At 45.1% G+C, this 12,397-nt stretch carries 9 protein-coding genes; 7 read left to right on the top strand and 2 right to left on the bottom strand.

What is annotated here, in order from left to right; all coding sequences use genetic code 11:
- From IC229_RS31055 to IC229_RS31085, 7 genes are all read left to right on the top strand, one after another.
- On the top strand, positions 1 to 2,883 hold a 2,883-nt coding region (locus tag IC229_RS31055), incomplete at its 5' end, for a putative LPS assembly protein LptD (RefSeq protein WP_223834296.1).
- Positions 2,884 to 2,942: 59 nt separating this feature from the next.
- On the top strand, positions 2,943 to 3,191 hold the full coding sequence (locus IC229_RS31060) for a hypothetical protein (RefSeq protein ID WP_190892229.1): 249 nt from the start codon (positions 2,943 to 2,945) through the stop codon (positions 3,189 to 3,191).
- Positions 3,192 to 3,350: 159 nt separating this feature from the next.
- Positions 3,351 to 4,883 carry a capsule assembly Wzi family protein gene (locus IC229_RS31065; protein ID WP_190892230.1) on the top strand — a complete coding sequence of 511 codons (1,533 nt, stop codon included), beginning with the start codon at positions 3,351 to 3,353 and terminating at the stop codon, positions 4,881 to 4,883.
- Positions 4,884 to 5,063: 180 nt separating this feature from the next.
- Positions 5,064 to 6,452 carry an exopolysaccharide biosynthesis polyprenyl glycosylphosphotransferase gene (locus IC229_RS31070; RefSeq protein WP_190892237.1) on the top strand — a complete coding sequence of 463 codons (1,389 nt, stop codon included), beginning with the start codon at positions 5,064 to 5,066 and terminating at the stop codon, positions 6,450 to 6,452.
- Positions 6,453 to 6,587: 135 nt separating this feature from the next.
- Complete coding sequence (locus IC229_RS31075) at positions 6,588 to 8,006, top strand: capsule assembly Wzi family protein (RefSeq protein WP_223834297.1); 1,419 nt, start codon at positions 6,588 to 6,590, stop codon at positions 8,004 to 8,006.
- Between the two features lie 148 nt (positions 8,007 to 8,154).
- The gene (locus tag IC229_RS31080) at positions 8,155 to 9,381 is read left to right on the top strand and encodes a serine hydrolase domain-containing protein (protein WP_190892239.1); all 1,227 of its coding nucleotides are present in this window, start codon (positions 8,155 to 8,157) and stop codon (positions 9,379 to 9,381) included.
- A gap of 69 nt (positions 9,382 to 9,450) precedes the next feature.
- Positions 9,451 to 10,374: an alpha/beta hydrolase gene (locus tag IC229_RS31085; RefSeq protein ID WP_223834298.1), complete on the top strand. Its 924-nt coding sequence runs from the start codon at positions 9,451 to 9,453 to the stop codon at positions 10,372 to 10,374.
- A 118-nt stretch (positions 10,375 to 10,492) separates the two neighbouring features.
- On the opposite strand, the gene IC229_RS31090 is transcribed toward IC229_RS31085, so the two are convergent.
- Positions 10,493 to 11,398: a prohibitin family protein gene (locus tag IC229_RS31090; RefSeq protein WP_190892241.1), complete on the bottom strand. Its 906-nt coding sequence runs from the start codon at positions 11,396 to 11,398 to the stop codon at positions 10,493 to 10,495.
- Between the two features lie 306 nt (positions 11,399 to 11,704).
- A complete protein-coding gene (locus IC229_RS31095; protein WP_190892242.1) occupies positions 11,705 to 12,160 on the bottom strand; it encodes a DUF1573 domain-containing protein in 456 nt (151 codons plus the stop codon).
- Positions 12,161 to 12,397 lie beyond the last annotated feature (237 nt).

A 12,397-nucleotide genomic window follows, 5' to 3' on the forward strand; every position in this document is an offset into this window, starting at 1 on the left:
GGACAATCCAGTCCGGGACAATCCAGTCCGGGACAATCCAGTCCGGGACAATCCAGTCCGGGACAATCCAGTCCGGGTATTGTATCACCGAATACGGTACGTCCTGAGAGTCGGACCGCAACAGGTGCCGATTCACTACGTTTAGCTGTTCGGGATACAGTTCGAGCCGACTCAGCGGATTCATTTAAGACGACTGTCAAATATCAGGCCAAAGATTCTACCATCTATGCCGCTGATGGTCAAACCGTTGAATTATTTGGTGATGCCAGCGTGATATACGGTGATATTTCGTTGAAAGCAGACTACATAAAGCTCAATTACTTAACCAACGAAGTGTATGCGAAAGGCCGATATGATTCGACGGCAAAAAAACTGATTGGGCGGCCCATTTTTAAAGATGGCGAAGGTCAGTACGACACCAAAGAAATCCGTTACAATTTCAAGTCCAAAAAAGGACGAATTCAGGGCGTTATTACGCAGCAGGGCGAGGGCAATATCCGTGGGCAAACCGTTAAGAAAGACGCTGAAGATAATTTGTACATCGGCAAGGCAATTTATACAACTTGTAATCTAGCGGTTCCGCATTTTCACATCAACGCCAGCAAACTGAAAGTTATCCATAACAAACAGGTTGTGGCTGGGCCGTTTAATCTGGTCATTAATCAGATTCCCTTACCGATTGGGCTTCCTTTTGGTTTTTTCCCGTTTCCGAAACGGAAAGAAATCGGCGTATCGGGAATTCTGATGCCGCAATACGGCGAGGAACCCAATGGACGGGGGTTCTACCTTCGCGATGGTGGTTATTACTGGGCCGTCAGCGAAAACCTGGGATTACAGTTTAAGGGGCAGATTTATTCGCGGGGGAGTTGGGGATTAGGCGTATCGGCGGCTTACAACAAACGGTATCGGTTTAGTGGCGGAGTCAATTTCCAATTCAACCGCAACCGATCGGGCGACCGCGTCGATACAACCCAGACACCACGTAGCGACTTTTCGTTTACCTGGTCGCACTCGCCCGTACCGCGCGGACGAGGTAGTTTTTCGGCCAACGTGAACGTGAGCAGCAACAGCTATAATCAATTTAACTCGTTCTCCACACAGTCGTATATTTCCAACGTAGCGGGTTCGTCGATTCAGTACAGCCGTTCCTTTGGGCAATACGTTCGGGCGGGGGCCAATATTCGTGTCAATCAGCAGTTTGGCCAGACAAACCAGCAGACAGGAGTGAAAGAAAACGGCAAAACCGACGTATCATCTGATTTTAACATTGGTATCAACCAGATTTCGCCTTTCGCGCTCAGAGGGGGTAGTGGTCGCTGGTACGAGAGTTTCCGGGTGGGTCTTGACATCAGTGGTTCTATTGGAATCAGCAACACCATTCGTCGTCAGGTCGATACTACAGGCCTGGGATTTCCGGTCAGTACGAACCTAAAGACAATCAGTACGCTGGAACGTATTCTGGACAGTACCCGACGGGCAAACAACCTACGTTTAGGCATTGTGGAGCAGGACCCAAACCTGATTGCCTTCAGCGGAAAAAATGCGGCACGTATCTGGGAGAATCGTCAGATTACGGCTCGTTATAGCATTCCCATTTCGCTGCCGAATATAAAGCTGCTACGTTACATCAACGTAACACCGGGCTTTTCCTTACAAGGCGATATTTATACGAAGAAACTGAGTTATAATTATGTTCCGGAATTGCAATCAGTACGTATTGATACGATGCCCGGTTTTTTTCCATCGTATAATTTCTCAGTAAATGCCAGTATGAACACCCGCTTTTACGGGACATTTTTTATTCGAGGGAAACGTATCGAAGCGATTCGACACACAGTAGCACCGTCTATTTCATTCAGCTATATTCCTGATTTCACGAATCCGGCCTATGGTCAATTTCAGATATTACCAGCCGAAGGGCCGTTAGCTAATTTGCCACTTTATCGCCGAACGCTGTCCGTTTTCAGAGGTTTAGGAGGCAGTAGTGGCAGTGGAACCAGTACGGAATCAGCGTACATTTCGTTCGGTATTGTAAACCAGCTCGAAATGAAGGTACGTACACGTAGCGACTCGAGCGGGCAGGAATTCAAGAAGATCCCTATTTTCGATAACCTGAGTATCAACGGAAGTTATAACCTACTGGCCCCTGATTACAATCTATCGCCGATTGCCGTAAGCGCTAATACGCAGATTTTCAAGAACATCAGCTTCAACTTATCGTCAACTTTCGACCCGTATGCGTATCGCGCCTACGGCGGAACGCCTTTTTATGCAGTCCCAACAGCATTGAGTTATTCGCCTATAATTCAGAAAGTCGCTGGATATGAAAATCCTGAATATATTCGGGTGCCGAAGTTGTACGCTCTTCAGGCTGGACAGGGTTTGCTACGTATGACCAACATGCAGGCGTACATGAGCGCCCGCTTTGCGCCTAAACAGGCTGACAAACCCAAAACCAGCCCCAACGCTTCGGATGCTACGTTGAAAGCCATTAACAATAATCCAGAGCTTTACGTTGATTTCAATATTCCCTGGTCGATGAATGTCAGCTATACATTTGGGTGGACCCAACTGACGCCCGAACGTTCGCAGGTGATTCAGGCCCTAACGTTAACCGGTGATTTAAGTATAACTCCGAAGTGGAAAATCACGATCAATACGGGTTACGATTTCAACTTTAAGAGTCCTACACTCACTACCATCGGTATCAATCGGGACCTGCATTGCTGGGAAATGGCCTTTAACTGGACACCTTATTCGGGTAATAATTTACGCTCGGGTAACTATTCGTTCGATTTACGGGCCCGCTCATCGATCCTTCAGGAACTTAAGCTGAGCCGTCGCCGTAGCTTTTATGACAGTGGCGGATTTTATGGCCGTTGACCAGTCCAGCGAAAAAAATAGTATCTTGCCGCGTCAATTCATCCGATAAACCGATCAATATGACTGACCGCGATAAGCAGCGCCTTGATGAACTGGAGCTTAAAACAGCGTATATACTGGCTCGACAGGATGAACAGGATGCAAAATTGAATCAGATTATTGCCCGACTGACTTATGTAGAAGCTCGGCAATATCGGCTCATGAAAGAATTAGGTATCGATCCCAACAATGTAGATACCTACCAAACGGCTCAGGATGATGCGAAGGCTTTAACCGCAATGGCTGCTATGGGCCACAGGCTAAATTAAAGCAGCGTGTTTATACGTTTCCATTCCCCAGTTCTCGTTTATCAATCTAGTGTCAATATTAATCCATAGCCAACTGGCGCCACTTTAACATTGTATACGTACCAAGTTTAATTGGATAGGTAGTTAAAGAGTCATCAGTCGCTCCGAACCAGCAGGTGCATGCGTATTTATCGTTCAGGATGGATCAGTATATTCCTTTCTTGTCTTTTCTACGGAAGTATTGCCCAGACTATCCGCCAGCCGAGTCTATATTCAGTTGAAGCAGGTACTTACCTTTCGTCATCTACTGATACGCCTTTCTGGCTCAGAGCAAACCAATACGGTACCGTTCCTAATGAGTCTCCCTTAGCAACGTTCCGGGCGGGTATCTACAGCAGTTACGATTCAAGTCGTCATAGTACCGGACGCTGGAAAAACTCTGTATTTGATGTTAGTTACGGCATTAACGTAGTGGCAAATGCTACGTCGAATCTGTTACCTTACGAGAAAAACGTATTACTGCCAGAAGCCTACGTAAAAGTCCGCCGGGGTATTTTTGAAGCCTATATTGGTCGGGTACGAGAGAAATTCGGGCTGGCTGACTCAACACTGTCGACAGGTTCTTATCCGTGGTCAGGCAATGCCATGCCTGCCCCTAAAATTCAGGTTTCTATTCCGGTTTTTACCCCAATCGGTTTTACAAAAGGTTGGGTATCTATTCAGGGAACGTTTGCTCATGGGTATCTGGACGCTAGAGGATATATACAACGCAAGATGCTTCATCAAAAATCACTGTATCTGCGGATCGGAAGACCAACCGACGTAATACGTGTATTTGGGGGCATTAACCATCAGGCCGTTTGGGGTGGACAGGCCAGTGACCCAACCGGTATTCCAGGCACAATTCCTGTAGGAGGGAAATTGCCCACAGGTTTAGTTAATTATTTTTATGTACTTACTACCCTAAATTCAGGCCGGACTGACACGAATCAATATACTTACTTTGACCTGACAAATCGGGTCGGTAACCATTTGGGATCAGTTGATGCTGCGATCGAAATCGATCTAGTCCGGCATATGCTCTATATTTATCGGCAGAATATTTATGAAGACGGGTCCTTATTTTATTTAATCAATATTGCGGATGGCTTAAACGGAATCCGGCTCCGTCGAAATGATCCGAAGGCCATTTTCCGTGATATTTTATTTGAAGTACTCAACACCACCAGTCAGGGTGGACCAGAATTCATCATTGACGATCCAGACCGCCGTGGTAAAGACGATTACTTCAATCACCAGCAATATCGCGATGGCTGGTCGTACCGCAGCCATACCATTGGAACACCGTTCATTCCACCAGCCTTAGGCCCTCAGAATCAGTACCCTTACGGCATTTTCTCGAGTAACAATCGGGTGCTCGTTTTTCACCTGGGTATGGCGGGTGTATTACCAATCGAGGGTAGCTTACTTTCGGGGCCGATATCTTATCAGACAAAGCTGTCATTAAGCCAGAATTACGGCACTTACGATATCCCTTATAAGCCCATTCGTACCCAGTTTTCGGGTGTTGCAAGTATTGTGGTACCCCTATCGGTATTTGGAGGTATTGACCTGACAGCCAGTCTTGCTGCTGACGCTGGAACATTGTACAAAAGCGGTATTGGCACATTTCTTAGTATACGAAAATCTTGGTTACCAGCACAATACAAATAGCCTATGAAAAACAAACTCGATATAATCCAATTTTTTTAACGGGTTTTTATCTTTAATTTGCGGCCCTGTTCCGTGACCGTTAGATAATATTAGTATCAACTCATCAACCTATATGCTCTAATTTAGCGTATACATTGCAGAAGAGTGCTCAATAGCATTCGATGAGTAAAACTGGAAGATATGAGGCACCGTTATTCGATATTATTTTTTCCGCTGCATGTCTTCGTTGATTTTCTGAGCCTTAACGTAGCCTTTGTAGGCGCTTATTGGCTGAAATTCAAAACGCTTGACGCAGTCGGTGATCCTCCTTATGCATCCATATGGATTTTATTCAACCTAACCTGGTTGGCTGAAATCTTAATTTCAAAACCATATATTTTCCCAAGGCAGTTATTTAAAGCGGGCCATTTACTTAAAAAATTACTTGTTTTAACAGCAATCCATATGGCCATCATTTCGATGTATTGGGTTGCTATAAAAGGATATTATTACTCCCGAGAACATCTATTAATTACCTATGGGTTGTTTTTGACGCTAGGAGCCACTTTTCGAATTGGTGGCTTACTCTTCCTTAAAGAGTATAGGGCTAGAGGTTATAACAACAGACGCTACGTAATTGCTGGGTACGGAAAACTGGCTGAAAATATTCGCAGTTTTTATGATACCCACCCCGAGATGGGATTTAGTTTTCAAGGTTACTTCGATCAGCCAAATTCAGAAAATGAAGGTCTGTTGAAAGGACATTTCAACGAACTGCCAAGATACGTTAAGGAAGCAAGCATTGATTGTATCTATTGCTGTATGCCTTACATTGAAAGTACCCAGCTTAAACGTATCGTTGACCATGCCGAAGAGGCTGATTATCAAGTAAAATTATTAGTTGATTTTAGAGGCTTTTTTAGTCAGGGAATTTCTATTGAGTACTATGATTTCCTGCCCATATTAAATTTATCCTCCGAAGTACTTGCTGATTTTCGCATTAATTTCTTTAAGCGCTGCTTCGATATTCTTTTCGCATCGACAGTGCTTTTACTCGGATCACCCGTATTTATTGGCATCGCTCTTGCCACGAAATTCACCTCTAAAGGGCCTGTAATTTTCACTCAAAAAAGATACGGACGTTTAGGTAAAGCGTTTACAATGTATAAATTCCGTAGCATGTACACTGGCTCGGAATTGATTTTGTCCGGCTCACAGCACTCGCAGGGAAAAGAAGATCCACGCATAACTCCTTGGGGAGGTATTATGCGTCGTACCCGGCTAGACGAATTACCTCAATTTTTCAACGTATTGTTGGGCGAAATGTCTATAGTTGGGCCACGCCCACTTGCCGAATATGACGTTGAAACCTTGATGGAAGAAGTGCCCATCGATTTCCAGAAGATACTAACTGTCAAGCCAGGCATCACATCTATTGGCCAGGTGAAATTTGGCTATGCAGTTAATCTGGATGAAATGCGGCAACGATTAAGTTACGATCTTCTCTACCCCGAACGCAGATCATTCCTCTTTGATATGTGGATCATCGCTCAAACAGTTAAAGTGATGATACAAGGGCGCGGTAAGTGAGTCTACTCAAGTATGAAAAAATACGCCCTGAGCTATTCATATAGTAAAATAAGTCTTCTTCTATTGTGCTGGTTGATGTTGTATTGTCCTGTTTTTGGGCAACATCAGCACAACTTTTCAGTAAGTACAGGTCCAATGCTGACTTCCGGAAAAACCCCTTTCTGGTTACGTGCCAATCAGTATGGTACTGTTCCGCTTCAGAATAGCTTCATGCGGCTGGAAGCGGAGGCCCATGCCGATTATCAGGCGAGAGACAGCACAGGATACCGCCCTAAAATGGATTGGGGATACGGTGCTAATGTTATTGTTAATGCAGGCGCTTCTTCCCAGGTATTACTAACAGAAGGGTATTTAAAAGGACGTATCGGGGCATTCGAACTTTACGCTGGCCGACGTAAGGAGATCATTGGCTTAGTCGATACCTTGTTGACGTCAGGTTCCTACATCTGGTCGGGAAATGCATTGCCCTTTCCCAAAATCCAACTAGCTCTACCTGCGTTTACCCCCATTCCTTTTACCAAAGGTGTGCTATCCGTTATGGGAACTTTCTCTCACGGATGGTTCGAAAATCAGGGGCGCTTAGTGCAGGGAACGTATCTACATCAGTCGTCTTTTTATGGACGTATTGGTAAAGAGTCGTGGCGATTTAAGTTCTATGGCGGATTCAATCACCAGGTTATGTGGGGCGGCTACTCCGATCATCTTGACCCAGGTGTGTCTGTAAATGGTAAGCTGCCTTCTAATATTAAATATTACCCGGCCGTCATTTTAGGCATTCGTAACCCGTTTCCAGACGATCAGACGATTCAAACGATTACCCATTTTGAAGAAAACCGTATTGGCAATCACCTCGGTTCCATCGATCTTGCGGCTGAACTCGATTTAAATACCGTTAATTTCTACGCGTATCGGCAATTCTTTTATGATGATGGTTCGCTCTTTTATGGAACAAATCTGGATGACGGATTAAACGGTTTACGTATTCGTCCAAAGCGCGAAAATGGCCTGAGAAGTAATTTCTATTTGAGCCAGATTACCGTCGAGTATTTATTTACAGGGAGCCAGGGGGGTAACGCTTTTGTGTTGGACGACCCTAAACTTCGTGGACGAGACGATTATTTTAATAATGGCCAATATTTAGATGGCTGGACCTATTTCGGACGTACCGTAGGGACTCCCTTTCTCTCCCCTCAGTCTGAAGTTCGTCCAAACCTACCACCTCGCTCTGGTATAGCCAATAATAGAGTGAGTCTTTTTCACCTTGGTCTTACAGGTGTTTTACTTGATAAGATCAATTTAACAACGAAGCTTTCCGTAAGCCGGAACGCAGGTACTTACCCAATTCCTTATCCCAATTTGCCTACCCAATTTTCTGGGTTGCTCGCAGCTTCCATTCCGCTGAATATTCTGGGAGGTACTGAGATTAAAGCTATGTTTGCTTTTGACGCCGGCGACTTACTTCCCTCCAGTACCGGCATGTTTATTGCTCTTCGTAAATCTGGCGTGCTTAGTGGCAAGAAAACGGTCATTGTCTCGCCCCGAAGTCGGTTTTAAGCATTCGTTCTGGCAGACCATTAGCGAATTTTAACACGTTTTTAGTGGAATTTTCCGTTATGAATCTCAAGCAATCATTATTTTTGTCAGAGTTCACTCCATATCACCCATAGAAAAAAAGCGCGTTAGGATAGTGCGGATGAATACAATGAAGAAGTGGATTAGTATCGTAATCGTACTTGCATTAGCGATCTCATGCAATCAGGAGAAAAAGCTGAATCGCGCCACGAAAGCCCTGCGTAACTGCGCTGATGGCCAAGTTCTTACCTCCAACGAAGAGCAAACTGTTCGTCAGCAGATCAATGCCGACCAGAAAAGCCAGCTTATTGAGGATATTATCCGACAAAAAGTAAGGGGAGGTCTAAATGGGAACGTATTGATCGCCCAAAAGGGCATTATCCTTTACAAAAACTGTTTTGGTTTAGGCCATTTTGAACGTAGCCAGCGCGATACGTTGGTCGAAGATTCGAAATTCCAGTTGGCTTCCCTATCCAAGACATTTACGGCCGTTGCTACGCTCAAGTTGATTGATGCCGGCAAGCTGAAATTTGAAGATACCATCCAGAAGTTTTATCCTGATTTCCCCTATCACGGCATCACGATACGGGAATTGCTGAGCCATAGAAGCGGTTTGCCAAACTATCAGTATGCTTTCGACGATAGCATGAAGGTGAATTTCTACAAGAAAGAAAAACCTTACCCAACCAATGCGACCATCATGCACTGGTTTGCTACCGTAAAACCCACTCCCAGAGCCTATAACATACCGGGTCGGGGTTTCAGCTACAGCAATACAAATTATATGGTACTAGCCTCTATTATTGAAAAAAGTACGGGGCAGAGTTACGAGGCATTTATCCATAAAAACATTTTTGAGCCACTCGGAATGCACCATACGTTTGTGGCTACCACTAAAAACGAATCATTTAACCAACACAAAACGGCGGGCTATCAATGGAACCGGCGAATTCCGAAAGATTATTACGATGACGTAGTAGGAGATAAAGGAATTTATTCGACCACTGGCGACCTTTTCCGCTGGTATCGAGCCCTGAACGGCGATTGCGTGTTACCCAAAAAACGACTGGCTGAAGCCTTCATACCGCGTAGTTTCGAACGTAAAGGCGCCAAAAATTATGGCTACGGATTCCGAATGATGCTGAACGACGAAAACCAACCGGAATTCATTTACCATTCGGGTTGGTGGAAAGGTTACAACACCATGTTCTGGTTCAGCCCCAAAGATGAGTACGTTATCATTATGCTTGGTAACCGGTACAACACGACCGTTTATCGCGTGAAAGAATTGATCGACGTACTACACGGCAGCCCGTCCGATAAAGCGACTGACGAAAGTGGCGAGGTCGAAATATGAGTAGAGCCTGCGGTTAGACTAGCTTTTCCATCTGTTGATTGATTCTTTTCTAAACGTAGTAAATTCTTTATGCGCTCGCTGCTGATTTGTATGCTTCTTGCCATCGTTGCCCCCCAAATTGCCACCTCACAGGATATCATTAAACTCTGGCCGGACAACGCCATTCCGAATGCCATCGCTGGAGCGCAGATTACCGAAAAGTCAGAAACTGACGCCAATGGCATTCTACGCATCAGCAACGTATCAATACCTACGCTTACTGCTTATCCAGCGCCAAAAGATAAATCGACGGGTGCGGCCATAATGATTTGTCCAGGTGGAGGTTATGGTATTCTGGCGGCCAGTCATGAAGGTTCGGACGTAGCGGCCTGGTTCAATAGCATCGGTGTAACGGCTTTTGTCCTGAAATACCGACTCCCGAACCCGGCTATCATGACGAATCAGCAGGAAGTTCCGCTTATGGATGCCATGCAGGGTATGACGCTGATACGGCAGAATGCGGGTAAGTATGGTCTGGACCCGGCTAAAATCGGTGTTATGGGTTTTTCGGCTGGTGGGCATCTGGCTGCTACGTTAGCAACTCATTATCACATGGGTCCCAAAGCCAGTGATCAGGCCAAACCGAATTTTGCCATCCTGATGTATCCAGTAATCACGTTTGGCGAAAAAGCCCATACCGGCTCCCGCGATAAATTATTAGGCAATCTCAATATATCGTCGGAGATGATTACGTACTATTCCAATGAATTGCAGGTAACCAAACAAACGCCACCGACTTTCCTTGTTCATGCCGAAAATGACAAAGGTGTTCCAGTTGAAAACAGCATTAATTTTTATCTGGCCTGCCTGAAAAATGAAGTTCCTGCTGAAATGCATCTGTACCCAGAAGGCGGGCATGGTTTCGGCCTTCGCACGGCAAAATTTGGGTCGTTGAACACTTGGCCAGAAAGCTGCAAGGCTTGGTTGATTAGCCTGGGAGCGGCAAAAAAGTAGGTAAGTAGTTGGTTTTTGTCATCCTTCCGCTCCGGCACGGTCCGCCGTTGCGAGCCCGGCTGCGTCAGGATGACAAAACCTCGACAAGCTTCTATTAATCAATTATTTAATACAACAACTACTTCTCATTCAAAATCAACGGTACGTTACCTCTGCCGCCCATAATGACGATTTTGGCGTTAGGCGATTGCGCCAATTCTCGCTGCGCTTTAATTTGCTCGTACTGCAACTGCTTATCGCTTAAACCTGTAGACAGAATCTTCTGATAGTCGGCAATACCCTGTGCCTCAACACGTTTTCGTTCAGCTTCCTGCCGTTCTTTTTGCAGCACAAACTGCATTTTCTGAGCGTCCTGCTCGGCGTTTATCTTCGACTCGATGGTTTTTTTAACCGATGCAGGCAAGTCGATGTTACGTATCAGCAATTGCTCCAACAATAAACCCCGCTTTCGAAAATCGTCCTCTATCGTTTTATAGATACGTGTCTGAAACTCATCCCGACGCGTCGAATATAAAGCGATAGCTTCATAATAAACCGCGTTATCCCGAATGCGGGTTCGGGTAATCGGCCGTACCACTTTGTCGGTAAAATCGGTACCAATCTGGCGGTAAATTCTGGGTGCATCAGTAGGAACCACCCGATACAATACGGTTAAATCAATAACAACTTCCAATCCATCGGAGGTTAATACCCGAATTGCATCATCGCCCCCCTTGTCACCTTCATCATGTGCAGCCGACATGGTGTAATTCAGCGTTTTAATGTCAAATTCGGTTACGGTTGCCAGCGGATTTACAAAATTTAAACCGGAGTTCAGCGTTCGGTCGCTTACGTTACCAAAAAGCGAAATTACGCCAACGTGTCCAGCATCAATCTGGCGAATACTTGATGTTAAAAAGCCCAGTAAAATCAGAATACCGCCCACCACTTTGGCAGGGCGTGAAAAGCGCGACAGCATCAGCGCAGGTGTATTGATGGCAAATCCGGCAATAAGCAACAGAATGCCAATGATAATCAGTAACATAGTTCAGGTAAGACTAAAAGGTTAGATTGAAATTCAGATAAGTCCGTTCAACAAATGTGTCGGAATGGTAGAAGCCGGAAAAGTGTGCTTATTTTATCTGAAACTGTGGTGGTGTCATGAGTGCTACGTAGCAACGGGGTCAGTAAATGTATTGAATACGTAGTACGAAAGGAAATTGATTAGGTAGGAGCGGGCACAGGCCTAAGTGGCTGGTTACTACGTCGGATGGGATGAACAGGCCATAAAAAAAGGCATCCGGTAAACTACCAGATGCCTTTCATGACCACACTATTAACCCTTCAGTAATTAGCGGGATGTTTTTGTTGCTTTTTTCTTGTCTTTAGCGGCAGGAGCAGCTGTAGCAGGAGCGGCTGCTGTTTCGGCTTCTTTCTGCGTTACCACTTCGCCTTTCAGATACAGAACAATCTGACCTGCTTCGGCGTTGCTCGTTACCGTCACCGATTTGTTGAATGGGCCGGCAGCTGCTGCATTGTAGGTAGCCGATACCGTTCCGGTTTTACCTGGCAGAATTGCTTCGCGAGTCCAGTTTGGTTTTGTGCAACCGCAGGAAGCCTGAGCGTCGCTGATAACAACAGGATCAGTACCCGTATTTTTGAATTCAAAAACGTGAGTTACTGGTTTACCCTGTTCAACTTTGCCGAAGTCATGCGTTTCTTTGGCAAACTTCATGGTTCCCTTCTGGGCGTAGCCAACTGCGACCAACACAAATAAAGCTACGAAAAGTGAAAAAAACTTTTTCATTGGACTAAACGAAATTATGATTTGGTTGTTAAAATACGAATACCTCAGAAAATAACGAAGCAAACTGTTTGCCAAATATTTAACGGTGTCTTTTCCGTTCAACAAAGAAACTGAAAAATTCGTTTTTTTGAAAGCTGACTTGATTTATCTTACTTTTACTTCCGCATGGTAACACGCGTACACAAAACTAGTCACTTCATCGATAAATTAATTGTTAGACGATTTCAATACGTAGCT

The sequence above is a fragment of the Spirosoma profusum genome (genome assembly GCF_014699005.1).
GTDB lineage: Bacteria > Bacteroidota > Bacteroidia > Cytophagales > Spirosomataceae > Spirosoma > Spirosoma profusum.

Coding starts and splice junctions, on each gene's coding strand:
- IC229_RS31060 (WP_190892229.1), top strand. CDS start 2,943: ATGACTGACCGCGATAAGCAGCGCCTTGATGAACTGGAGCTTAAAACA.
- IC229_RS31065 (WP_190892230.1), top strand. CDS start 3,351: ATGCGTATTTATCGTTCAGGATGGATCAGTATATTCCTTTCTTGTCTT.
- IC229_RS31070 (WP_190892237.1), top strand. CDS start 5,064: ATGAGGCACCGTTATTCGATATTATTTTTTCCGCTGCATGTCTTCGTT.
- IC229_RS31075 (WP_223834297.1), top strand. CDS start 6,588: ATGCTGACTTCCGGAAAAACCCCTTTCTGGTTACGTGCCAATCAGTAT.
- IC229_RS31080 (WP_190892239.1), top strand. CDS start 8,155: ATGAAGAAGTGGATTAGTATCGTAATCGTACTTGCATTAGCGATCTCA.
- IC229_RS31085 (WP_223834298.1), top strand. CDS start 9,451: ATGCGCTCGCTGCTGATTTGTATGCTTCTTGCCATCGTTGCCCCCCAA.
- IC229_RS31090 (WP_190892241.1), bottom strand. CDS start 11,398: ATGTTACTGATTATCATTGGCATTCTGTTGCTTATTGCCGGATTTGCC.
- IC229_RS31095 (WP_190892242.1), bottom strand. CDS start 12,160: ATGAAAAAGTTTTTTTCACTTTTCGTAGCTTTATTTGTGTTGGTCGCA.